24 protein-coding genes, 1 tRNA gene, 1 pseudogene and 1 riboswitch are annotated in these 24,877 nt (G+C 39.9%); of the genes and pseudogenes, 4 read left to right on the forward strand and 22 right to left on the reverse strand.

Annotated features, from left to right (window positions below):
- Positions 1–2: 2 nt before the first annotated feature.
- Positions 3–221, reverse strand: a riboswitch (FMN riboswitch).
- Between the two features lie 53 nt (positions 222–274).
- Both KUA57_RS05765 and KUA57_RS05770 read right to left on the reverse strand, forming a co-directional pair.
- Positions 275–778, reverse strand: a complete 504-nt coding sequence (locus tag KUA57_RS05765; RefSeq protein ID WP_000181383.1) for a tRNA (cytidine(34)-2'-O)-methyltransferase — start codon at positions 776–778, stop codon at positions 275–277.
- Positions 779–970: 192 nt separating this feature from the next.
- Positions 971–1,456, reverse strand: a pseudogene (locus KUA57_RS05770) (energy-coupling factor transporter transmembrane component T family protein); the annotation flags it as partial.
- A gap of 119 nt (positions 1,457–1,575) precedes the next feature.
- On the opposite strand from KUA57_RS05770, the gene trkA reads away from it, so the two are divergent.
- Positions 1,576–2,925, forward strand: coding sequence for a Trk system potassium transporter TrkA (trkA, locus tag KUA57_RS05775; RefSeq protein ID WP_042750050.1), 1,350 nt, complete (start codon positions 1,576–1,578; stop codon positions 2,923–2,925).
- Between the two features lie 3 nt (positions 2,926–2,928).
- The gene (locus KUA57_RS05780) at positions 2,929–4,368 is read left to right on the forward strand and encodes a TrkH family potassium uptake protein (RefSeq protein ID WP_033681268.1); all 1,440 of its coding nucleotides are present in this window, start codon (positions 2,929–2,931) and stop codon (positions 4,366–4,368) included.
- 43 nt (positions 4,369–4,411) lie between these two features.
- On the opposite strand, the gene KUA57_RS05785 is transcribed toward KUA57_RS05780, so the two are convergent.
- The 8 genes from KUA57_RS05785 to KUA57_RS05820 form a co-directional block, all read right to left on the reverse strand.
- Positions 4,412–5,215 (reverse strand): ABC transporter ATP-binding protein, encoded by an 804-nt coding sequence (locus KUA57_RS05785; protein WP_218493838.1) that lies wholly within the window; start codon positions 5,213–5,215, stop codon positions 4,412–4,414.
- Positions 5,216–5,227: 12 nt separating this feature from the next.
- Positions 5,228–6,121 (reverse strand): ABC transporter permease, encoded by an 894-nt coding sequence (locus tag KUA57_RS05790; protein WP_120719149.1) that lies wholly within the window; start codon positions 6,119–6,121, stop codon positions 5,228–5,230.
- An 11-nt stretch (positions 6,122–6,132) separates the two neighbouring features.
- The gene (locus KUA57_RS05795; protein WP_060627154.1) at positions 6,133–7,110 is read right to left on the reverse strand and encodes an ABC transporter substrate-binding protein; all 978 of its coding nucleotides are present in this window, start codon (positions 7,108–7,110) and stop codon (positions 6,133–6,135) included.
- 452 nt (positions 7,111–7,562) lie between these two features.
- A complete protein-coding gene (locus KUA57_RS05800; RefSeq protein ID WP_001291284.1) occupies positions 7,563–8,489 on the reverse strand; it encodes an ATP-binding cassette domain-containing protein in 927 nt (308 codons plus the stop codon).
- A gap of 10 nt (positions 8,490–8,499) precedes the next feature.
- A complete protein-coding gene (locus tag KUA57_RS05805) occupies positions 8,500–9,567 on the reverse strand; it encodes an ABC transporter ATP-binding protein (RefSeq protein WP_000159550.1) in 1,068 nt (355 codons plus the stop codon).
- 8 nt (positions 9,568–9,575) lie between these two features.
- Positions 9,576–10,502, reverse strand: coding sequence for an oligopeptide ABC transporter permease OppC (gene oppC / locus KUA57_RS05810; RefSeq protein ID WP_004255894.1), 927 nt, complete (start codon positions 10,500–10,502; stop codon positions 9,576–9,578).
- Positions 10,502–11,998 carry an ABC transporter permease gene (locus tag KUA57_RS05815; protein ID WP_020902008.1) on the reverse strand — a complete coding sequence of 499 codons (1,497 nt, stop codon included), beginning with the start codon at positions 11,996–11,998 and terminating at the stop codon, positions 10,502–10,504. Before KUA57_RS05815 ends, oppC begins: the two co-directional genes overlap by 1 nt.
- Before the next feature lie 66 nt (positions 11,999–12,064).
- Positions 12,065–14,044 (reverse strand): peptide ABC transporter substrate-binding protein, encoded by a 1,980-nt coding sequence (locus KUA57_RS05820; RefSeq protein ID WP_218493839.1) that lies wholly within the window; start codon positions 14,042–14,044, stop codon positions 12,065–12,067.
- 157 nt (positions 14,045–14,201) lie between these two features.
- Between KUA57_RS05820 and KUA57_RS05825 the strand changes: the two genes are divergently transcribed.
- Positions 14,202–14,272: transfer RNA gene (locus KUA57_RS05825), tRNA-Cys, on the forward strand.
- Between the two features lie 192 nt (positions 14,273–14,464).
- Here KUA57_RS05825 and KUA57_RS05830 read toward each other — a convergent pair.
- The 12 genes from KUA57_RS05830 to KUA57_RS05885 form a co-directional block, all read right to left on the reverse strand.
- Entirely contained in the window at positions 14,465–15,796 is a 1,332-nt protein-coding gene (locus tag KUA57_RS05830; RefSeq protein ID WP_218493840.1) for a hemolysin family protein, read from the reverse strand.
- A 298-nt stretch (positions 15,797–16,094) separates the two neighbouring features.
- The gene (endA, locus tag KUA57_RS05835; protein ID WP_218493841.1) at positions 16,095–16,919 is read right to left on the reverse strand and encodes a DNA-entry nuclease EndA; all 825 of its coding nucleotides are present in this window, start codon (positions 16,917–16,919) and stop codon (positions 16,095–16,097) included.
- A 38-nt stretch (positions 16,920–16,957) separates the two neighbouring features.
- The gene (locus KUA57_RS05840) at positions 16,958–17,146 is read right to left on the reverse strand and encodes a DNA-directed RNA polymerase subunit beta (RefSeq protein ID WP_218493842.1); all 189 of its coding nucleotides are present in this window, start codon (positions 17,144–17,146) and stop codon (positions 16,958–16,960) included.
- Positions 17,139–18,422, reverse strand: a complete 1,284-nt coding sequence (gene murA / locus KUA57_RS05845) for a UDP-N-acetylglucosamine 1-carboxyvinyltransferase (protein ID WP_218493843.1) — start codon at positions 18,420–18,422, stop codon at positions 17,139–17,141. The genes KUA57_RS05840 and murA overlap by 8 nt, the downstream gene beginning before the upstream one ends.
- 11 nt (positions 18,423–18,433) lie before the next feature.
- Positions 18,434–19,477, reverse strand: coding sequence for an acyltransferase family protein (locus KUA57_RS05850; protein WP_004260556.1), 1,044 nt, complete (start codon positions 19,475–19,477; stop codon positions 18,434–18,436).
- Between the two features lie 61 nt (positions 19,478–19,538).
- A complete protein-coding gene (locus tag KUA57_RS05855; protein WP_004260552.1) occupies positions 19,539–19,769 on the reverse strand; it encodes a DUF1146 family protein in 231 nt (76 codons plus the stop codon).
- Between the two features lie 57 nt (positions 19,770–19,826).
- A complete protein-coding gene (locus KUA57_RS05860) occupies positions 19,827–20,864 on the reverse strand; it encodes a SepM family pheromone-processing serine protease (protein ID WP_218493844.1) in 1,038 nt (345 codons plus the stop codon).
- Complete coding sequence (gene coaD / locus KUA57_RS05865; RefSeq protein WP_004255857.1) at positions 20,848–21,336, reverse strand: pantetheine-phosphate adenylyltransferase; 489 nt, start codon at positions 21,334–21,336, stop codon at positions 20,848–20,850. The genes KUA57_RS05860 and coaD overlap by 17 nt, the downstream gene beginning before the upstream one ends.
- Entirely contained in the window at positions 21,326–21,865 is a 540-nt protein-coding gene (gene rsmD, locus KUA57_RS05870; RefSeq protein ID WP_218493845.1) for a 16S rRNA (guanine(966)-N(2))-methyltransferase RsmD, read from the reverse strand. Before rsmD ends, coaD begins: the two co-directional genes overlap by 11 nt.
- A gap of 64 nt (positions 21,866–21,929) precedes the next feature.
- Positions 21,930–22,922 (reverse strand): aspartate--ammonia ligase, encoded by a 993-nt coding sequence (gene asnA, locus KUA57_RS05875; RefSeq protein WP_033681255.1) that lies wholly within the window; start codon positions 22,920–22,922, stop codon positions 21,930–21,932.
- A 109-nt stretch (positions 22,923–23,031) separates the two neighbouring features.
- Positions 23,032–23,715 (reverse strand): Bax inhibitor-1/YccA family protein, encoded by a 684-nt coding sequence (locus tag KUA57_RS05880; protein WP_084861995.1) that lies wholly within the window; start codon positions 23,713–23,715, stop codon positions 23,032–23,034.
- Between the two features lie 54 nt (positions 23,716–23,769).
- Positions 23,770–24,510, reverse strand: coding sequence for a TrmH family RNA methyltransferase (locus KUA57_RS05885; RefSeq protein WP_218493846.1), 741 nt, complete (start codon positions 24,508–24,510; stop codon positions 23,770–23,772).
- 33 nt (positions 24,511–24,543) lie between these two features.
- On the opposite strand from KUA57_RS05885, the gene KUA57_RS05890 reads away from it, so the two are divergent.
- Positions 24,544–24,822 (forward strand): acylphosphatase, encoded by a 279-nt coding sequence (locus KUA57_RS05890; RefSeq protein ID WP_033684743.1) that lies wholly within the window; start codon positions 24,544–24,546, stop codon positions 24,820–24,822.
- Positions 24,823–24,877 lie beyond the last annotated feature (55 nt).

Consider the following 24,877-nt stretch of genomic DNA (forward strand, 5'->3'; position numbering starts at 1 on the left):
TCTTTCGTCTTCTCCCATCCAGACTATACTGTCGGTTGTGGAATCTCACCACATCAGCTTGCGCTCGCGGACTTATTTGGCTAAGATATTTTAGATTTATCTAGGCGTCGCAGTCGAAGATAATACTTAAAGTATATCGAGACAAGACAACGACGAGAAGGCTAAAATAGCTAGTCAAATTTACCGCCGGTCGGGAATTTCACCCTGCCCTGAAGACTCTTTTATCATAACAAAAAACGCTTGCAAGCGCAAGCATTTTGTTCATTTTCATTTTTTATTTCAATTTATCCACTTCATAGGTATGAACAAGCTCAAGACCTGCAAAGTTCTGCTGGCGAAGAGCCTCATAGACAATCATGCAGACAGTATTAGACACATTGAGACTGCGGACATGTTCATCATTCATAGGAATACGGAGAGCTTTCTCAGGATGTTCTCGCATAAAGTCCTCAGGCAAGCCCTTGTCTTCACGTCCAAATAGAAAATAATGGTCTTCGTTAGTCGATAAATCCACATCAGAATACACTTTCTCAGCGAATTTAGAAATCAGATAGAGTTTTCCCTTCATCTGAGACATGAAATCCTCTAAACTCTCGTAAAAATAAATCTCTAGCTTATCCCAATAATCCAAACCAGCTCGCTTCATCTTGCGGTCATCGATAGGAAAGCCCATAGGCTTGATGATGTGGAGGGGAGAATTGGTTGCAGCGCAAGTACGCGCGATATTGCCTGTATTTTGTGGAATTTGTGGCTCAAATAATACAATGTGATTTGTCATGACTTGCTTCCTTTTACCATTGCAAAAAAATAGCCACACTGCCCGGAGTCAAGCTCAGCAAACAGCGTGGTTAAGGCATCGTTAACTTACCTCACAACAGGTTTGAAGTAAATCAGCGAAACTACTTTCTTAGTATAACACTTTCAGAATCATTGTCAATAGAAACGACTTGATTTTTTCAATTTTTTCAAGCTATTTCCAAGGGTTGTAAAATCGTCCGTGATTTTGCAAGATAAGTAGTAAACTAGCTACTAAAAACACAGCTGCCAAGAGCAAGGTAAGATAATCTCCTTTTTTCAAGGCCTGGTAACTATACCAAGTGCGTTTTTTCTCTTTCCCAAAGCGACGAAGCTCCATGGCGGTCGCGATGGTATCAATACGTTCCAAGGAACTGAAAATCAAGGGTGTAATAATGCGCAGATTGCCTTTGATTCGTTGCATAAGAGAAGCTTTCTTGGATAATTCCATCCCACGCGCTTCCTGAGACATCTTGATAGTAAAGAATTCTTCCTGCAAATCTGGAATATAGCGCAAGGTCAGACTGACAGAATAGGCAATCTTATAAGGCACACCAATTTGATTTAAACTGGAAGCAAACTGACTAGGATGTGTTGTCATCAAAAAGATAATAGCCAGAGGAATGGTGCAAAGGTACTTAATGACCAGATTTAACAGGTATAGGGTATAGTTTTACCTTATAACAAATTTCCTACTAAAAACTCTGCTGATTAGCTAGTAGGTGCATTTTTTCTTGAAAAAAGGTATGATAGTTACATAATGAAGAAGTAGGTTTTATTATGAAAATTATCCTTGTCGGAGGGGGAAAAGTTGGTTCTGCCCTCTGTCGCTCCTTGGTTGCAGAAAAGCATGATGTTTTGCTGATTGAGCAAGACGAAGCTGTTCTCAATCATATTGTTAATCGCTTTGATATCATGGGTATCCTTGGTAACGGGGCCGATTTTACCATCCTTGAGCAAGCCAGTGTCCAGGATTGTGATATCTTTATCGCCCTGACTGAATACGATGAAGTCAACATGATTGCAGCTGTTCTAGCCAAAAAAATGGGAGCTAAAGAGACCATCGTTCGTGTGCGGAACCCTGAATATTCTAACTCTTATTTCAAGGAAAAGAATATTCTCGGTTTTTCTCTTATCGTTAACCCTGAGCTCTTGGCTGCTCGTGCTATCGCGAATATCATTGACTTCCCCAACGCCCTCTCTGTCGAACGTTTCTTTGGTGGACGGGTCAGCTTGATGGAATTCACTGTTAAATCCTCCAGTGGTCTTTGCCAAATGCCCATTTCTGATTTTCGGAAAAAATTTGGCAATGTCATTGTCTGTGCGATAGAGAGGGATCATCAAATTATCATTCCAAGCGGTGACATGACTGTACAGGATAAAGATAGAATCTTTGTCACTGGTAACCGTGTTGACATGATGCTCTTCCATAATTATTTCAAGTCTCGTGCCGTGAAGAGTCTTCTTATTGTTGGCGCAGGTAGAATTGCTTATTATCTTCTAGGTATTCTCAAAGACAGTCGTATCGATACCAAGGTTATTGAAATCAATCCTGAAATCGCCAGCTTCTTTAGCGAGAAATTCCCAAATCTCTACATCGTTCAAGGAGATGGTACCGCAAAAGATATCCTGCTGGAAGAAAGTGCTCAAAACTATGATGCCGTTGCAACTCTAACAGGGGTCGATGAGGAAAATCTGATTACCTCTATGTTCCTTGACAGGGTAGGTGTACAAAAAAATATCACCAAGGTCAATCGTACCAGTCTCCTCGAGATTATCAATGCACCTGATTTTTCAAGTATCATCACACCTAAAAGCATCGCTGTAGATACAATCATGCACTTTATTCGTGGTCGGGTTAATGCCCAGTATTCAGACCTTCAGGCCATGCACCATCTAGCCAATGGCCAAATCGAAACCCTGCAATTCCATATCAAGGAAGCTAATAAGATGACTGCCAAACCTCTTTCTCAACTGAAATTGAAAAAAGGGGTTCTGATTGCAGCTATCATTCGAAAGGGCAAGACTATTTTCCCAACTGGGGAGGATATGCTGGAAGTTGGAGACAAGCTCCTAGTAACAACCCTGTTGCCAAACATCACCAAGATTTATGACTTGATTGCGAGGTAAGTAATGAATAAAAGTATGATTCGCTACCTCCTTTCAAAATTACTTTTGATTGAAGCTGTTCTTCTTTTGGTTCCTGTAGTTGTTGCTCTCTATTACCGTGAATCGAGCCAAGTCTTTACAGCCCTCTTTTCAACAATAGGGATTCTCGTATTACTAGGCGGTTCAGGAATTTTACAAAAGCCAAAAAATCAACGGATTTATGCCAAGGAGGGAGTCTTGATTGTTGCCCTCTGTTGGATCCTTTGGTCTTTCTTTGGCGGTCTCCCCTTTGTTTTTGCTGGGCAAATTCCCAGCGTTATCGATGCCTTTTTTGAAATCAGCTCTGGCTTTACAACTACTGGAGCAACTATTCTGAACGACGTTTCGGTCCTCAGTCGCTCCCTCCTCTTCTGGCGAAGTTTTACCCACTTGATTGGAGGGATGGGAGTGCTTGTTTTTGCACTTGCTATTATGGATAATGCCAAGAATAGTCACCTAGAAGTGATGAAGGCTGAGGTTCCTGGCCCTGTTTTTGGTAAAGTAGTATCCAAACTAAAAAACACTGCCCAGATTCTCTATCTCCTTTATCTAGCTCTCTTCTCCCTCTTTGTCATCATCTATTATCTGGCTGGCATGCCCCTATTTGATAGTTTTGTCATTGCCATGGGAACAGCAGGTACAGGAGGTTTTACAGTCTATAACGATGGAATTGCTCACTATGGTAGCTCACTGATTACCTATCTGGTTAGTATCGGGGTTTTGGTTTTTGGGGTAAATTTCAATCTCTACTACTACCTCATGCTCCGTCGCGTCAAAGCCTTCTTTGGTGACGAAGAACTTCGGGCTTACTTGGTCATCGTGCTGGTTTCGACAGGCTTGATTAGCCTTAATACCCTCTATCTCTACTCAGGATTTTCCAAGAGCTTTGAAATGGCCTTCTTCCAGGTTTCCAATATCATTACAACGACTGGTTTTGGTTACGGAGATATTACCAACTGGCCCCTCTTCTCCCAGTTTATCCTTCTCTTCCTCATGGGTATCGGTGGCTCTGCTGGTTCAACCGCAGGTGGACTCAAGGTTATTCGAGGTCTTATCCTTTCAAAAATTGCTAAAAATCAGATTTTGTCAATCCTATCGCCCCACCGTGTTTTGACCCTCCATGTTAATAAAACAGTGATTGACAAAGATACCCAGCATAAGATTCTCAAGTACTTTGTCATCTATTCTATGATTTTGCTATCCCTTATCTTTATTGTCAGCCTAGATAGCAATGATTTTCTGGTTGTGACCAGCGCTGTCTTTAGCTGTTTCAATAATATTGGGCCTATCCTAGGAACCACTTCTAGTTTCTCAATCTTTAGTCCTATCTCAAAAATTCTCCTCTCCTTTGCAATGATTGCAGGCCGCTTGGAGATATACCCAATCCTACTTCTCTTTATGAAGAGAACTTGGTCTAAGAGATAAAATACAACCACACCTTGTGTCTTACAAAGTGTGGTGTTTTTCTTTATCCCAAAACTAATTCATCACTGACCAGACTTTGGCCACTATTTTTCTGGAAGAGATGCATGAGATCTTCAACTGTTAGATTCTTTTTCTCTTCCCCTTTGACATCCACCACTATCTTACCCTGATAGAGCATAATGAGACGATTGCCGTACTCAATCGCATGGTTCATATCGTGGGTAATCATCAAAGTCGTCAACTGATGGTGTTCCACAATCTTTTGCGTCAAATCCATCACCATTTGACTCGTTTTCGGGTCAAGTGCCGCAGTATGTTCATCCAAAAGCAAGAGTTTGGGTTTCACCAGAGCTGCCATGACTAGGGTCAAAGCCTGTCTTTGTCCTCCTGAGAGGTATTGAGTATCTACTTTTAAGCGGTTTTCAAGACCAATATTCAACTCCTTCAAGGCCTCTTGGAACTGGATTCTATCCTTCTCCTTCACGCCCCAACCAAGCCCTCTCTTCTGCCCGCGTCTCAAGGCAATAGCCATATTCTCCTCAATCGTCAAACGAGAAGCTGTTCCCATCTTAGGATCTTGAAAAACACGGGCAATATCCTTGGCTCTCTTTCTGACACTCAGATTTTTAATGGATTTCCCTGCCAATAAAAGGTCCCCTTCATCCACCGATAGATTGCCAGCCAAGATATTCATCAAAGTGGATTTCCCTGCTCCATTTCCACCAATCACAGAGATAAAATCTCCCTCTTCAACTTCTAAATCTAATCCTTTGAGGAGATGATTCTCATTGACCGTCCCTGTTTCAAATGTCTTGTGAATATTTTCAAGTGTTAATAAACTTGCCATAACTTTCTCCTCCTATTCATTTCTCAGTTTCAAACCACGAATCTTTAGTCTCTTTTGCAATTCTGGTGCAAATAAAACCAAGGCAAGCAAGATTGCATTAAAGAGACGAACCAGGTTTTGATCTAGATTTGGAATTTCATAGATATTTAAAATAATCAAACGGTAAACAATAGCACCAATTCCGATGGATAACAAGCGACCTCCAATGGTCAAGTCGTGTATCAAAACTTCCGCAATAATAACTGCACTCAAACCAACAACAATGGTTCCTGTCCCAGAAGTCACATCTGAAAATCCATCATTTTGGGCGAACAAGGAACCACATAGAGCAATCAAACCGTTTGAAATCATGTAACCAACAATCTTCATAGTGTCGACATTGACCCCATTAGCCTCACTCATCGGAATATTGTCCCCAGTCGAACGCAAGACCAAACCAATCTCTGTTTTCATCAAAAGAGTCAAGACTAAACAAACAAGTAAGAGACAGGCTAAGCTGAGTGAGAAAACAGCTTCTTCATTTGTCAGACCCAAACTCGCCAATTGTTTAAAGACGGTTGAAGAATCTCCCAAGGAAAGATTGGGCACGCTACCCATGATTTTAATATTAATTGAATAAAGCCCTGTCAAGGTCACAATCCCTGTCAAAAGCGCTGGGATTTTCATCTTGGTGTGGAGCATTCCTGATACAAGACCTGCTACCATACCTGCCAGCAAAGCTAGCAAGGTCGCAATCCAAGGATTTGTCCCTGCCTGTATCTGAGATACGACGACAGCCGCCCCCAAGGGAAAGGATCCCTCAGCTGTCATATCCGCAATATCCAAAATCCGGAAAGTCAAGTAGACCCCAATAGCCATAATCGACCACAACAAACCTTCTGATAAACTAGATAATACAAAATTCATCTTAAACCTCCTTATTCCTTACCTTCTAACTTACTGATATCAATTCCCAATGCATCTGCCATTTCTTGATTAGTATGCAATTCCAGTTTTTCAGGCAACTCAACTGCTATATTTTCTGGCTTCTCACCTTTTAAGACACGAATCAGCATTCGCGCTGTCTGACGTCCCAATTCTTCATAATTAGTTCCGTAGTTATACAAGCCACCAACAGCAATCATTTCTGTTGAACCACCAAATACTGGTACCTTGTGTTTAATAGAAACCTGCTTGACTGTTTCCATGGTTGATGAAATGATATTATCCGTTGGTACAAAAACCATATCCACCTCTGCCATCAAGCTTTCTGCAGCAGCCTTGACGTTGTTACTGTCCAAGATTGTTTTTTCAACAACGGTAAAGCCTTTTTCTTCCAGAAGACGCTTAGCTTCATCCTTTTGGACAACTGAGTTTGGCTCGCTCTGAGTATAGAGAATTCCAATTGTTTTAGCCTTTGGCAACACTTTCTTTATCAAATTGATTTGAGTTGAAATGGCATCTGATGACTGGTCGCTTGTCCCAGTTACATTGCCCCCAGGATGCTCTCTTGACTCAACCAACTTGGCACTGACAGGATCTGTTACAGCTGAAAAGATAACCGGTGTCGTTTGTGTTGTATTGGCCAAGCTCTGAGCAGAAGGCGTTGCGATAGCTAGAACAACATCGCTTGATTCTGCTAGTTGCTGGGAAATCGTTTTAAGATTTCGTTGTTCTCCCTGTGCATTTTGCAAATCAATCTCAATATTTTTCCCCTCAATATAGCCTTGCTTCGCCAGTTCATCCACAAATCCTTCTCTAGTAGCGTCCAAAGATTGATGAGTGATAAATTGCGAAATACCGATACGAAACACATCTTTTTTCTTATCTGCCTTCAACTGATGCAAACTAATCAGAGAGGTCAAGAGGATTCCCACTACCAAGAGAGGGGCTAGTAATTTTCGAACAACTTTCATAATGAAACTCCTTCTCAGAAAAGATAAAACAAAAAACCGCCTAGATAATATCTAAACGGATGCTTGAAATAATCTAACAAGTTATAACTTAGCTAGTCCATTTAGATATTCATCTATATGGACCGCAATCAAAAATCTTAGCCACATAGATACAAACAAATTGCTTGAACTGTTTGCATCCATGGTGACATGTCTACAAACACTATCTAAAGTAGCTAAAGTAAAAGTTTTGATTCATCGTTACAGCTTGTTTCTTATTCATTTCTTTTTCTGCTTTCTTTTTTGATGTTTCCTATCTTACCACCTTTTTCATCACCTGTCAAGAATATTTCAGAATTTTTTAAAATTTTTCGAAAATTCTTTCAGGAAGATTTCAAAGCCTTTCAAATCATTCCAACAAAAAAAGTTTTATAATTTCCATAAAAACTGACATGGAAATTATAAAACCATTATTAGTTTAGTCCTTGTTGGTAACGTGCCAATTCGGCTTGGTTAGCCCAAACATAGTGACCTGGACGGATTTCAACCATAGATGGCTTATCAGTCTCATAGTCGTGTTGGCTTGGGTCATAAACTTTCAAGACCTTCTTACGTTCCAAGATTGGATCTGGAATTGGTACAGCTGAAAGCAAGGCCTGAGTATATGGGTGAATTGGATTGTTAAACAATTCTTCTGTTTCAGCAACCTCTACAATAACACCCTTATAAATAACTGCGATACGATCTGAAATAAAGCGAACAACCGACAAGTCATGAGCAATAAAGAGATAGGTCAAACCAAGTTCTTTTTGGAATTTTTTGAGCAAGTTCAAGACTTGGGCACGCACAGAAACGTCCAAGGCTGAAATTGGCTCATCTGCAATAACAAAGTCTGGTTGCATCACCAAGGCACGGGCAATACCGATACGTTGACGTTGACCACCTGAGAACTCATGAGGGTAACGAGTCAAGTGCTCAGCAAGAAGCCCCACTTCACGGATAATATTTTTAACTTTCTCTTTGCGTTCTTCTTCATCCTTAAACAAATGGTGATTGTAAAGACCTTCAGAAATAATATAATCAACAGTCGCACGTTCATTCAAACTTGCGGCAGGATCTTGAAAAATCATCTGGATACGACGAATCAATTCTGCAGCTTGTTCACGCGATTTCTTACCATTAATCTTTTGACCATCAAAAATGATATCCCCATTACTTGTATCATTAAGACCGATGATGGCACGACCAATAGTTGTTTTCCCACTACCTGACTCACCTACAAGCGAGAAAGTTTCTCCCTTGTTGATAAAGAAGTTAGCATTTTTAACTGCGACAAACTTCTTACTTCCTTCACCGAAGGAAATTTCTAAATCTTTGATTTCTACTAATTTTTCAGACATTTCCTTCCTCCTAGTCAGCCAGATGGGCAAATCCCATTTTTTCACGAATCTTATCATGGAGATTTGCAATCACAGCTGGTTTTTCTACTTTTGGAGCATCCTCATGAAGTAGCCAAGTTTTAGCCCAATGTGTCTCTGATACTGAGAATTGAGGAGCTTTTTGTTCGAAGTCAATTTGCATTGCATAGTCAGAACGCAAGGCAAAGGCATCCCCTTTCAGGTCAGTATAAAGTGACGGAGGTGTTCCTGGGATTGAGTAAAGATCCCCTTTATCATCAGCAAGCTGAGGCAAGCTAGACAAGAGACTCCATGTATATGGATGGCGAGGGTCATAGAAGACTTCCTCAACAGTTCCATACTCAACGATTTCTCCTGCATACATAACCGCTACCTTATCTGCAATACTTGCCACCACACCAAGGTCGTGGGTGATAAAGATTGTTGTGAAATGGTACTCGTTTTGTAAAGATTTCAACAAATCAATAATCTGAGCTTGGATGGTCACATCCAAGGCAGTCGTTGGCTCATCACAAATCAAGACATCAGGTCGGCAGGCAAGAGCAATCGCAATAACGATACGTTGACGCATTCCTCCAGAATATTGGAATGGGTATTCATCAAAACGTCTATCTGCATCTGGAATCCCAACCTTATTCATGTAGTCAATGGCCAATTCTTTCGCTTCTTTAGCTGTTTTTCCTTGGTGTTTTACAATAACTTCTGTAATCTGACTACCAATTGTTTTAATTGGGTCCAAACTAGTCATTGGATCTTGGAAGATAGTCGCAATCTTAGCGCCACGAATTTGTTCCCAATCCTTGTGAGAAGATAAAGCTGTCAAATCTTGACCACGGTAGTCAATGCTACCTTGGGCAATGCGACCATTTTCTTCAAGCATACCTGTGAAAGTCTTTGTCAAAACAGATTTTCCTGATCCTGACTCACCTACCAAGGCTAATACTTCTCCTTCAACTAGTTCAAGGGAAACGCCGCGAATGGCTGTCAATACTTTGTCACGAACGTCAAATTCCACGACAATATCGCGAGCAGTCAAAATTACATTTTTTTCTTTTGTCATTTCTACTCCTATCTATGTGTACGTGGATCACTAGCATCCGCTAAGTTTTGACCAACTACGAAAAGGGATAAGGATACCAAGACAAGAGTTGTCAATGGAATCCAGAAGAGGTATGCATTTGTCGTTACGTTCTGAGAGTAATCTGAAATCAAACGACCTAAACTTGGAACTGTAATCGGCAATCCAAGTCCAAAGAATGAAAGGAAAGCTTCGTATGAGATAAAGGCTGGAAGCATTTGAGATGTCGTCGTAACGATAACAGATACCAATTGTGGCATAATGTTTTTTACAACAATCTTAAAGGTTGGTGTTCCAAGTGTACGTGAAGCAAGGTTATACTCCAAGTCACGATAACGCATGATCTGAATACGAATTGAGTAAGCAATACCAATCCAAGTAGTCACACTCATAGCAAAAATCAGATTCCAGAATCCAGCTCCGATTGAGTAAGTCAAGACAATGACAATCAAAAGAGATGGGATGTTTGAGATGACATTATAAACTTCCATCATCACACGGTCAACTGATTTTGAAATTCCCCAAATACCACCGACAAAAACACCGATAACCAAGTTAATCACTGTCGCAATCACAGAAATGAGGATAGAGTTACGAGCTCCGAACCAGACACCGTCAAAGAGAGATTTACCGTTACTGTCTGTACCGAACCAATGCTCAGCATTTGGCTTGATATAACGAGCACTAAAGTCGTTTACTTTGCTGACATCATTGAAATCAAACTTAGAAAACATTGGGTAGATGAAACTCATCAAAATGATAGCTACCAAGATTCCCAACATGACTACAGTTGATTTCTTCTTCATAAATTGTCTAAACACTGAGCCCCAGTATGAATAGGCTGGCGCATCAATGGCTTCAGAGGCAAAATCGTCACGTTTTACGAACTGAAATTTTTCTTTATCGATTGTAGACATTATTTGCCTCCTTTCTCAGTCAATTTAATACGTGGGTCAATAATAGTCATCCAAATATCTCCCAAAAGAAGTGAGAAGATAGAAATACATGTAAAGATGAAGACAAGACCTACGACCATAGAGTTATTAGATGCTTTTACAGAGTCAATCAACATTTTACCCATACCTGGGAAAGCGAAGACTGTTTCAGTAAGGGTTGCACCACCGATAACCCCGATAACAGCACCAGGAATTCCTGAAACCAGCGGAACCATGGCATTTTTAAAGATGTGTTTGTTTGAAATTTCTTTTTCAGACAAACCTTTTGCACGAGCAAAACGAACAAAGTCCTGTGATTGCAAGTCAATCATGTAACGACGAATCCAAATAGCTGTACCAGGAGCACCCAATAAACCAAGGATAACTGCTGGTAAAACATACGAACGCCAATCTCCAGCACCCAAGATAGGGAATGAATCTGGAAGACCAATTGATGATCCAATCAAACGAACAATGTAAACCAAGGCAATGGTTGGAAGGGCCATCAAGAAGGTCAAAAACCCTGTTGAGAAGCTATCAATCCAAGTATTCTTGAAGCGAGCCATAGCTGAACCAAGTGGCACGGCAATCGCATAAGAAATCACCAAACCAATCAATCCAACGACTGCAGAGCTAGCAATCATAGAAGGATATTGGTAGTTGCTTTCAGTTGCAGTATATGGGTCATCTTTCCCATAGTTAGCTACTTCACGAGAATCAGCCTGACTAGGCGATTTGTAGGTTCTTGAGTAGATATTAACTGAAGATGTTTTCTTACCAGTTGGGAATTGCACTTCTGATGTCTTAGTTTGACCTTGTCCTTGTGTGATAACTTGAAGCACAGGAGTATTAGCATAAGTTGGATATGAATCACCCAAATTCAAGTTCACAAAGTTTTGGTGAACAAATGGGAACTGACTATTGAAGTACAAGAGGTACTTGTGTTTAGTCCCTGAACCTACCAGAGACCAGCCGATAGCGGGATCATTTTCAAAACGCAAATAACGCTCCAAATTTGGATTTTCTGGGTCCTGAATCTTGTTTGTGTGGTCGATATCAAGCAAGTTTGCATAGAATTTAAACACACGTTCAAAAATTGGAATTTCACGTGTAGCGTAGAATTGGCCACTTTCAGTAAATTCTCCCAGGGTCCAACCATGACCGATTTGTTTGATGTATTTTTCATAGATAGCCTTGTTGGTATCATTGGCTTCAACTGTTACAGAAGCATCCATCTGGCTAGCTTTTTCTTGCAACTCTTTGGTATCGTAGTACTCGATATAGCCCATACGCTCATAAACGGTATTCTCATAGTTATCACGTTTATCAGCAGTTGTAGCAATCTTGTTATAGTTGGTATCCTGTTTGAAAATCAATTTTCGAGGAACCATTGTATAGATAATCGTGTAAGTCAAGGTTGTTACTAAGAAGATAGAAACCAATGACCGCAAGACACGCATAAAAATATATTTCTTCATATCGTTTCCTTTTAAAATCCCAAAAGAACCTTCTCCTCATGGAGAGAAAGTTCCCTTGAGAGTTATTTATTTAACGTGTTTAGTCAATTCTTTTTGAACTTTTTCGTTTGATTCTTTTTTCTCTTTGAGCCATTTCTCACGAGCTTGTTCATAATCAGCCTTTGTTACAACCTTATTTTGTAACTGAATATATTTGAAGTAGACATTTGAACCTTTGTCTCCAGATTGGCTATAAGAAGCTGAGAATGGTACAACACGAGAAATGAATGGTGCAGCACCACTAGAAGACATAGCTGGTAAGAAGAGTGAGCTGTCTGTCAACCAAGCTTGAGCAGCAGCATATTTTTCATAACGTTTGTTAAGATCACTTGTTTCTTTTCCAGCTTCATCAAGCAATTTATCGTAATCTTTCACACCAACTTTTGCTGCAGCTGCATTTGATGGATCATCATAACCCATATAAGTTTTCGTTTGCTCACTATTAGTTGATTTAAGGATATCAAGATAAGTTGATGGATCTTCATAGTCTGGATTCCATCCAACCGCACCTGAAAGATCCCAATCCTCAGCCGCCGCATTAGCAGCATAATAAGTCGCATTAAAGAATTCATCTTTAGAAATTTGTTGAATGTCGATTACAACATTTTCTTCACCTAAAACTTTTTCAACTGATTGTTTGAATGACTGAATACGTGCGATAAAGTTTTTAGACGTTTGGTCTACTGGAACATCCAAGTGGATAGGGAATTTCACACCTTCTGCTTCCAAAGCAGTTTTAGCTTTAGCAAATTCTGCTTTAGCTTTATCAGCATTAAAGAGACCGTCTTGACCATCGGCAAAGTTTACATTTTTCCACTCGTCTCCATAAGTCGTAACTTTTTCAGCAACCAAGTCACCGAAAGTTTTTTCACCTGCAGAAACAAAGTCCGGTTTCACAAATAGATTACGAACTGCTAGAGGAGCACCTTCTTTACCATTAACTTGAGCAGAGTAAGCTGTACGGTCAAAGGCAAAGTTCAAGGCTTGGCGGAAGTCTTTGTTAAGAAGAGCTTTCTTAGTAGATGTTTTCTCTTCATCTGTTGTTTTAGAGGTATATTTGTAATTTTGACGATCAATATTTACACCTAAACCTCCAATACCGGCTCCTGATGGAGTGTAGAAAATATTATCCTTGTATGACTCTTCTACCTTTGAGAAGTTTGAACTGGTTGGGTAAAGACGAGCAAAGCTGTATGCTTCACTTGTAAAGTTACGTTCAAGTGATTCTTGGTCCGAACCATCAAAATATGCAAGTGTTGCTGTATCTAAATGAACATTCTCTTTATCCCAGTACTGCTCGTTCTTAGCAAATTCGATAGAAGATTTAGCAGTCAAACCTTTAAGTAAGAAAGGTCCATTATATAGCAAAGATGTAGGGTCTGTTGCTTTAGCAAAATCAGAACCTTTTGATTTTTCAAATTCTTCGTTTAATGGCCAGAAAATTGCGTAAGCCATCTTAGAGTTCCAATAAGGTTCTGGTTGGTTCAAAGTATACTCGAGAGTGTAATCATCAACTGCTTTAACACCTACTGTAGAGAAATCTTTTGAATTTCCGGCTAAATAATCAGACAAACCTTTAACAGAAGTTTCAGCTAGATATAGGGCTTCTGATTTCTTATCTGCCGCATGTTTCAATCCATTCACGAAATCTTTAGCAGTCACTTCAGCATATTCTTCACCATCAGATGTCATCCATTTGACACCTTTACGAATTTTGTAGGTATAAGTCAATCCATCTTTTGATACAAACCAGTCTTCTGCAACCGCAGGAGCCAAATTCCCGTATTTGTCATTTGTGAAGAGGCCATCGATCCCGTTTGAAGTAGCCACTTTCGTACTCTCTTTTCCAGAAATAATATAATCTAATGTTTCTGGGTCAGCCGAATAGACATAACCATAGGTTTTTGGAGCTGTCGAATCAGATGATTTTGAATTCCCACAAGCTACTAATACACCTGTTGCTAATAAAGCAACTCCTGCTGCAACAAAGACTCTACTTTTTTTCATTTCTTTACTCCTCTTATAAAGTATAGGTTATCATCAATTATATCATAGATTTCAAGAAAAGTAAACGAATTTTCAGAATATTTAGGCTTATTGAGACAAAAAATCTGAAAAAGCTATTGACTGAAAATCATTTTCAAGGTATAATAATAAACGTTAAGGCGGTATAGCCAAGTGGTAAGGCACGGCTCTGCAAAAGCTTGATCGTCGGTTCAAATCCGTCTACCGCCTTCTATAACTTGATTTATCAGGTTTCATTTAAACAGAAAGCCCAATTTAAAGGGCTTTTTTATTTTCTTCGGATAAATAAGCATAACTTTAAAAAACCTTTGGGGCGGATTTGGGGCAGACTTCTTTTTAGGAGACAATTTTTTAAAATCAACTAAAAAAGCTTCGTCACGCATGGTGACAAAAGCCTTTAACTTATTCTGTTTCTTCTTCTATTTCGACTTCTGTGATTTGGACTTTTACCTTGGTAACACGTCCATTTTTCACTTTATCATTGGTTAGGATAAGCTGTTTGTTTTGGCTGACCAATTCATAGCTGAGTTTCTCAGTCGTTGGAATGGTCCCAACTCCCGTCAAATAATAACCAGCGATGGTATCAACGTCATCACTTTCCAGTTCAACATCAAAGTAATCATTGAAATCATTGAGATTCATGGTACCTTGAACAATATAAGTATCTTCTCCGATTTGATGAACTTCGATTTCAGCCTTATCTGTTTCGTCATCGATTTCCCCAACGATTTCCTCTAAGAGGTCTTCCAGGGTCACCAAACCAGCCATCCCACCGTATTCATCTAGCAAGATTGCCATTTGTCTTTGAGTATTTCGCAATTCTTTTAGCAAGTCATCCACAAAAATAGTTTCAGGAACAAAAAGTGGATCTTGTAAAATTCTCTTCCATACAATATTATCAAAACCGTCTTCAAAAGCTGCCTTAAGAAGACTCTTAGTGTGAATGATTCCAATCACGTTATCCTTATCCCCATCATAAACAGGGATACGGGAAAAGTTTTGTTTTAAAATACTTTGGATGATGGTTTGACTATCATCCTGAATATCGACCATAAAGGCATCCGTTCGAGGAACCATGACTTCTCTGGCCATTAATTCGTCCAGTGAAAAGATTCCTTGTAACATTTCAATTTCGTCAGCATCTAGTGTTTCTTCACTATTGGTCAACATGTACTCAATTTCATCACGGGTCATTTTTTCGTCAGCATCGTCAAAGGTCATAGGAGTCAAGCGACTCAAGAGATTGGTAGATGCAGACAAGAGCCAAACAAAGGGACTAACTAGTTTCCCCAGCCCAATGATAACTGGCGCTGTACGAATCGCCAAAGCATCCTTTAGATTAAGAGCGATTCTCTTAGGATACAATTCCCCAAAAACGATGGAAATATAAGTCAAAAATGCTAAAGACAGAAAACTTGCAACGGCATAAGCTGTTTCGCCATTTCCAAGCCAAGAAGCAATCTCTCGTCCCAGAGTTTCTGCCAAACTCGCCCCAGATAAGATCGTAATCAGGGTAATCCCTACTTGAATGGTTGATAAAAAGTGGTTAGGATTTTCTAGTACCTTCAGTAGACGGATATAACGTCTATCTCCTTCTTCTGCCTTTTGTTCAACCCGCGCACGGTTTAGTGACACCATGGCCATTTCTGTGGCTGAGAAAAAGGCATTTAACACCGTCAAGATAAACAATAAAACAAACTGTAGCAACAAATTCTGACTACTTGGGTCTTCCATAGTTCTTCTCCTAAAATAGTATCTTATCCTTTATTATATCACAAAATCTAATCCAGTACATATTATTTTTTTCTCATACTCTTCGAAAATCTCTTCAAACTACGTCAGCTTCACCTTGCCGTAGGTATGGTTACTGACTTCGTCAGTTCTATCCGCAACCTCAAAACAGTGTTTTGACGGCTAGCTTCCTAGTTTGCACTTTGATTTTCATTGAGTATTAGTGTCTATTGTAGCCCTGCTGAAACTAGTAAGAAAGAACTCCTACATCCACAAGTGACATAGGAGCTTATTTTATATTTTACTGAGTAACAGTCACTTCTCCAGTTCGGTAATCCAGTTGAAGTCCCTTTTGAACATTGGGGACTAGAACATTAAATTCCAATTCTCCGTCTGAAGACTTGGCTTCAATCTGTGAAGCTGAAGGAACTAAGTCCTCGTTTGAAGCGTAATAAAGGGTCACGCGGTAACGGACGCGCTTGTTTTGGTCCAAGGCTTTACGCACCATGCTTTCATAGTAGTTTTGACCAGTCGAATCCTCGGCTTGTGCCTGATTTGCCCAGGCTGTCTGAACAGCAATGTTTTTAGGATTACTTGTTGAGGCATCAAAACCATCCAAGCCACCGATTAAGGCATAGCCTAACAAGTGACCTCTATCGACGGCATGGGTATAAGAGCCCTTTAGATTCTTGACCTGATGCCAACCTGGAGGAGTCCAAGAAGTTGAACCATTGCCAGTTTCTTCACGATTTTTGTACTGGCGAGTAGCCTTAGACAAGAGGGCATTTGCTACAGTTGGCACTGTTTCCTTGCCCACTGTCTTTGTTTTATTGTCAGCGTAGGGCTTACTTGAAACCTTGGCATCTAGGTTTGTTTTATTACCATTGACGATAAAAGCACCTGAGCCATTCCACTCAATACTCCCTTTTATTTGGCTTTTGACTGCGTCTGTTAAGACACTCTCTGCCAATGCTTGACTAGGAGCTTCAGATGCTTGTTTTTTCTGACTAACCTTGGTTTTGGGACTATTAGGTGTCAACTGCATCTGCTTGATATAATAGCTTCCCGCAGACAAAAGCAATAACACTAGCAGTCCGATTAGTGTCTGTCTTGTTTTTTTGTTCATATTTCTCCTTATCTTTATAAAAAGGCTGGTCTCCCAGCCTAATTCCCTGTAAATTTATGAATTAATTCATGCCATTTTGCTGGAGACAAGATAGCCCATGGATCTTGACTCTTGCCCAAGATTCCATAACCTACCATTAAGCCGATTCCTAAGGCTAGAGCACCTAAAAACAGTACCAAAATGACTAAAAGTAAACGCTTGATTACATAGCTTGATTTCTTATTCATCTTCATCGCTTGCCTCAATCTGCTGAATCTTAGCACCTAGCTGCGCCAACTTCTCATGGAAACGGTAGTAACCTCTATCCAAGTGAACCAATTTACCAACCACAGTTTCTCCTTGTGCTACCAAACCTGTCAAAATCAAGGCTGCACTGGCACGAAGGTCAGTAGAAAGAACTTCTGCTCCCTGCAAAGGTTGTCCACCAACAATACGAGCCGTATCACGGATAATCTCAGAATGCAATCCCATACGTCTCATTTCTTCTAGGTGTTGGAAACGATTTTCAAAAACTGTCTCCACCATGGTTGATTCCCCGTTTGCGATGGTCATCAAGGCTGTAAATTGAGCCTGCATATCTGTTGGAAATCCTGGGTGGGGCAAGGTTTTTACATGGACAGCTTTTAGCTTTTCTAGTTGAGAACGAACTCGAATTCCTTCAGTCTCCTCTGTCACTTCCACTCCCATTTCAAGTAATTTGGCAATCAAGGGACGATTGTGCTCCCAGACAGCGTCTTTAATCAAGACATCACCACCAGTCATGGCAGCAGCTACCATAAAGGTTCCTGCTTCGATACGGTCTTGGACTACATTGTGAGTTGTACCATGAAGTTTCTCAACACCGGTAATGGTAATAGTCTCTGTACCAGCACCTTTGACCTTGGCTCCCATTTCATTGAGGAGAATGGCTAGGTCAACAATCTCAGGCTCACGCGCAGCATTTTCAATCACTGTCACACCATCAGCTAGAGTCGCTGCCATCATCAAGTTCTGCGTAGCGCCAACACTCGGGAAGTCCATGTAGATATGAGCACCCTGCAAGCGGTCAGCCTTGGCTTCGATATAACCAGCAGTCTGACTAATCTTAGCCCCCATAGCTTCCAGGCCTTTCAAATGAAGGTCAATAGGACGGCTACCAATTGTACAACCGCCTGGCATGGATACCTTGGCATGACCTACACGAGCAAGAATCGGTCCCAAGACAACAATAGATGCGCGCATCTTGCTGACATACTTGCAAGGAGCTTCCTCAGTGATATCGCCAGTCGCGTCCACCTCAACAAGATGAGCTTCTTCATTAAAGTCCACCTTGGCATTCAAACCACGAACCACCTGATTCATAGTGAAAACATCTGACAAGATAGGAACATTCTGCAAGACGGTCTTTCCTTCACTTGCTAGAATAGTCGCTGCCAACAAGGGCAAGACTGCATTCTTTGCTCCTTCGATCGTAACACTTCCTACCAGACGATTATCGCCACCTTGAACCACAATTTTTTCCATACTTATTTCCTTTACTCTTGATTTTGTAATAGACTTACTTTTTGAATAAACCTATTAACTAATTTGTTAATAATCCAAGCCAAAATCAGACTTATCATCAATACAAAAAATGTAAATAACACATCATTTACTCTGGATGACACAAATATTTTTTCTAGAATAGAGATTACTAATCCATGTATCATATATAATTCAAACGATATACTACCTAGTAAAATCAAATACATATTTGAAAAATTTATTTTTTTCAGAAAAACAATAATAAAGTAGATTGTAAAAATAATATTATCTAAATTAGCAGCTAACGCATAACTATAACTATCTTCTAAATGCACATACCTCAACAAAATATCGTATTGATGTGAGATAAAGAGTAACACAGTTACTAAAACAAGTATGATAAAATAATGTCTATCTAAAACTCCATCAATTTTCTCTTTATTTTTAGCCCATATTAAGCCAATAATGAAGGGAAAAACACTATTATACCACCAAAAACCGTAACCTAATTTTATAGCTAAACAGATATAACCAATTATGAATACTGTATTGATAACAATAGAAATAAACTTATTTTTGAAAAACTTAAATGATATATAAAAAAATATATACATTAAAATTATAATATCGACAAACCAACCATTATAAATAATTGTACTTCCTTTTTTAAATAAATTAGCAAAAAAATCTAAATCCATTAATTGACCGTTTACGAATCTGTAAAACATATAAATCAAAGATATAGAAAAAAATGGAACTAGAATTTTAGAAAGTCTCTTAACTAAAAAATTATCTAGGTAGTTTTTCTTATTTTCGTTCTGAAAATACAATCCATAGGCTGATAAAAAGAAGAAAATAGAAACGATATAAGTTCCCATATAGGAAAAATTAGAAAATTCATCACCAGATGTAACCCATTGTGACAAATGATGAAATATTATTCCTATAGCTAGAAATCCTCTAAGCCCTGATGTAGATTTAGCATTTAGATAATCCTTATTTTGAGGTAACAAATAAATTAATAGCGTTATCAATAATAAGATTATAATATCCATGAATTCTATTTCTCCCTATAAGTTTAATAATATCTTGAAAGTAATTTCTTAAACACGCAAATTATAATAATCCTCTAAGCGCTTCTTGCCACAACTGATATAGGCTGATAAAGAAAGAACTCATGATATAGCCCATGACAATGCTGAAAAAGGCTACTAGTAAACGAACTTTTCCTGTATTCTCAGTTGTCACTTTTAAAACCTTTTCCCATCTAACAAGATTCTTTAAAAGGTAAAAACTCACATAAATAAAGAGCATGTGACTGCTTAGAGTGAATAATAATTGAACCATTTGACTATTATACCATCTTCTCTGTTTGTGCGCTAGTTTGGAAACTTCACTCAAAAACTAGGGATTGTTTTTCAAGTAATCAATTGCATCTTGTAGGGTTTTAACTGGCACGATTTTCATATCTGTCTTGATTGTTTTAGCTGCTTCCAGGGCTGTTTGGTAGTTGTTTTTCGCATCAGGATGTGCTTTTTGTTCTTCTTCGCTAACAGGATTATCTGGGGCAAAGAAAATAGCAGCACCTTCTCTAGCCGAAGCTACAACTTTCTTATCAATACCTCCAATATCCCCCACATTACCATCACGGTCAATGGTTCCTGTACCGGCAATGATACGGCCATTTCGAAGGCCAGGGTCAGCTATTTGGGTATAGATGGCCAGACTAAACATGAGACCAGCACTTGGTCCGCCGATACCAGCTGTTGAAAAGCGAATTGGGACATCACTGGTCACTTCCGTACGGTCAATCAAACCGATTCCAATCCCATTTTTGCCATTTTCCAAGGTGATAATCTTACCTTCTGCAGACTTGGTTTGCCCATCCTCTTCATAGGTGACCTTGACGGAGTCCCCTAGTTTTTGAGAATTGACGTAATCAATCAAGTCTTTGGAACTGTCAAAGGTTTGATCATTGACTGCTGTGACCGTATCAGAGATGTTGAGAATCCCTTTAAAGGTCGAATTATCCGTCACAGTCAAAACATAAACCCCAAGATATTTTAGTTCAATATCCTTACCAGCTGTTTTTAGCCCTTGATACTTAGCCATGTTTTGTGATGTTTGCATGTAGAATTGATTGATCCGCATAAATTCAACATCGGAAGAGCCACCTGTAGTCTCCTGAGCACTACGAATATCTGTAAAAGGCGTCAACCATGCATAAATCATATGAGCTAAAGTGGCATGTTGGACACCAACCGTAACGAATTGATAGGCACCAGCTTCCTTATCTTCTGTGTCATTGACTTTAAGGACTTGGCGAATATCTTCCGAACCACCTGGAACTTCTATATAGTAGGGCAAGGGCACTACAAATGCCAAGAAAGTCACAATTAAGGCCGCAATGACATATAAGGGCCATCTAATCTTTTTTTTCATTTTTTATTTCCTCCAAAATACTCTCAGGAACATAGCAGGTAATATCCTGACCAAACTTCAAAAGTTCTCTAACACCGGATGAACTGAGATAGAGATGTTCAGGTCGACTATGTAAATAAATGGTCTCTATATTAGGAGACAGCTGATGGTTGTAGTAATCAAAACTGGCTTCATATTGCAAATCCGACGCATTTCTCAAGCCTCGCACTAGGAAAGTAGCCCCCAGTCTTTTTGCAACATCAACCACCAATTCATCATGAGAAAACACGACTTCAACATTCCCCAAATGTTCCAAAGCCTTTTCTAGTCCCCGTTTACGATTTTCAAGAGGGAGAAATCCTTGTTTATGGGGATTGAAAAAAATACCGACATAGAGCTTATCAAAGAGTCTGCTCGCCCGTTCAATCATATCCAGATGCCCATTTGTCATCGGATCAAATGAGCCTGTGAATAAGCCAATCTTATCTGACATAAACTGTCACCTTACTAATTCCATAAATTTTTTCCTTCCAGATACCCAGGCAGGCAATTTCTTCTGGAAGTTCAACGGCCTTATCCGTCTCACACACGACCATGACATCTTCAGAAAAAAGGTCTCTCTCAGCCATTTTTTCAATATCTGCTACGATTTGTTCCTTGGCATAAGGAGGGTCTAAGAAAATGAGATTAAATTTCCCAGATACCTGTTCCAATGCCCTTTCTGCATCCATCTTGAGGAGCTCAAATTTTCCAACTTCCTTGGTCATCTGAATATTTTCAGCCACGATAGCCTGAGCCTTACGGTCTCGCTCCACCAAAACAGCACTGGACATGCCACGTGAGACTGCCTCGATAGATAAACCACCACTACCTGCATAAAGGTCCAAGACTCGTCCCCCTTCAAAGTAGGGACCAATCATGTTAAAAATGGCGCCCCTAACCTTATCCGAAGTAGGTCTTGTCGTCTTGCCTTCTAGTGTCTTGAGGGGACGTCCCCCATAGATTCCTGATACGATTTTCATACCGTTTATTATACCAAATTATGGGCAAAAAGAGAAAGAAAACCGAACCTTGCGGTTCGATTCTCTACAAAATATTTTCGTAAGTATCGCGGACTTCTTGAGGCCAAACACTTGTTTGCACTTCCCCAATATGTTTCTTGCGAAGTAGGAACATGGCCATCCGAGATTGTCCAATTCCTCCACCGATTGTCAATGGGAATAGGCCATTCAACAAAGCCTTGTGCCATTCCAATTCCAAGCGGTCTTCATCACCTGTGATGGCAACCTGACGGCGAAGCGTTTCTTCATCTACACGGATTCCCATAGAAGACAACTCAAAGGCTCCACCTAGAGATTCATTCCAGACAAGAATATCACCATTTAGACCCTTGTAGCCATTTTCAGATTCGCTTGTCCAGTCATCATAGTCTGGTGCACGTCCATCGTGCGGTTTACCGTCTGGTAATTCACCACCGATACCAATCAAGAAGACAGCACCAAATTCTTTACAGATAGCATTTTCACGTTCTTTCGGTGTCAAGTCTGGGTAGCGTTCTACCAACTCTTCTGTATGGATGAAAGTGATTTGTTTTGGCAAGACAGACTCGATGTCATAGCGAGCTTCTACTGCTAGCTCAGTCAATCGAATAGCCTTGTAAATCTTTTCAACTGTTTCTTTTAGATAAGCGATGTTACGTTTACCATTTGGAATGACTTTTTCCCAGTCCCACTGGTCAACATAAACAGAGTGGGTCGCATCCAACGAATCTTCGTCTGGACGAAGGGCCTTCATGTGGACGAAGAGACCTTCACCCTCACCGAAACCAAAACGAGCCAAAGTATGGCGTTTCCATTTGGCAAGTGAATGCACCACTTCATAGGTTTCATCAGGAATCTGCAAAACCTTGACAGATACTGGATTTTCCACACCAGACAGGTTATCCTGCATCCCGTCACCGACCTTGCTCAAGATAGGACCTTGAACTTCGACAACTTCTAGCTTATCTTTCAAATACTGGGTAAAAGTGTTTTTGACAAAGGAAATTTCTTCTTGTTGATGGATAAAACTTTTCTTCATAGGCTACTCCTCAAAAATTAATTAAAAGCATTATACACCTATTTCCAAGAAAAGAAAAGAGAAAATTTAAAAAAATCAGTGCTCCTTCGAACACTGATTTCATGGACCTTTAGTCATTGCGACCAAAGATACGTAGAATACTGAGGAAAAGATTGATAAAATCAAGATAGATACTGAGTGCCATTGAGATGATCCAACCTGTCGCTACTTGTCCTCGTGACTGCTCATAAACATAGCGAATCTTTTGATTATCCCAAGCAATCAAACCAGAGAAAACCAAGACCATGGCAATACTAATCATGTAGTCAAAGAAGCTATTGGCTAAAAATAGATTCACAACCATGGCAATGATGAGACCAACAAGCGCCGCCATCAAAGCTCGTCCCATTCCACTCAAATCCTTCTTGGTGAAAATCCCGATTGCCGCCATGACAAAGAAGAGAAGAGCGCTGGATACAAAGGCTGACAAAACTGTTCCCGGTGTATAGAAGGCTACGACAAAGCTAAGGGTGAAGCCATTCAGTAGGGAGTATACTAGAAATACTGGCAGAGCTGCTGGGCTATTTTTTGCAGCCATGCTACTTGCAACAAATACCAGAGCAAGTTCTGCAAAAGTTGCAACCATCAACCAGAGACGGCCATGCATTAAAAAGTAAGTCAATTGAGCCTGAAAGACTGTCAACATCAAAGCTGACACCAGAGCTGATAGTCCAATTCCAATCCCTACAAAGGCATAAACCTTAGCGTAAAATTGATTGAGACCTGAACGTTCTTGAATAATTGTTTGATTCATTCTGATTCTCCTTTTTCTATAACTATATCTTGATTATAACAAAGTTTTTTTAAATTAGCTGAAATAAAACATCAAAATGCCTGCGGCAACTGCCACATTGAGACTCTCCGCCCTACCTTTCATACCAATATGAACCAGCTGATTGGCACTTTCAGCCATGATAGGACTAATCCCTTGCCCTTCATTTCCCATGACTAAAGCAAAATTTTCTAGGGGAGAAAGCTCACGATAATCCTTGGAATCTCTCGATAAGGTCGTTGCCAGAATGGGCAAATTGCTCTTCTTTGCCTCTTCTATAAAGGTAGCAACAGGCATACGATAGATGGGCAAATGAAAATGGCTTCCTTGCATGGAACGCAGAGTCTTGAGACTGTAAATATCCGCTGACTTGTCTGAAACAATGACCCCTGTCAAACCTGCCGCGTCCGCAGTCCGAATCATGGTACCTACATTACCAGGATCTTGGACATCTTCTAAAAATAGAAACTTACCCTGACTAAAGTCAACTTTTCCTACTTCTTCTTTTTGAATAACTGCGACAATGCCTTGAGGTGTTTGCGTATCTGCCAAATCCCGCAAAATCTCCTCTGACACCCAGATAGTTTGCGGAAAAGCAGCTAACTGATCTCTATAACTTTCTAGGGCAAAAATTTTCTCAATCGTCACTCCAGCTTGAACAGTTTCTTCAAACAAGTGCCAACCTTCAATCAAATAAGTAGACTTGCGGTATTTTTTTTGGTGTAATTTCTTGGCATTTTTTACCACAGAATTGGCTTTTGAGGTTATAATAGTCATAGAAATATTATAACACAATCAAAGGGGTTTGGTATGCAAAAGGTTAGAATGATTGCCCAAGGTAGGGTGCAAGGAGTCGGCTTTCGTTGGGGTGTTTACAGCTTAGCACTTGAAATTGGTGGCATCACAGGTCGAGTATGGAATAACGACGATGGCACAGTGGAAATTTTAGCCCAAGCAAACTCATCTGCTACCATGGCAAAATTTATCCAAGAAATCCGCAAAGGACCAACACCTTTTTCAAAAATCAGCTACTTAGATGTCAAACTAAGCAACTTTCCTCCCTACCCTGACTTTAAAATCGCAAATTAGGTCTCTAGAACTATTGTATATTTTGTAAAAAAACAGTAGAATAGAAAGGTATTAT

It is taken from the genome of Streptococcus vulneris (assembly GCF_019218685.1).
In the GTDB taxonomy this organism is placed as follows: Bacteria; Bacillota; Bacilli; order Lactobacillales; family Streptococcaceae; genus Streptococcus; species Streptococcus vulneris.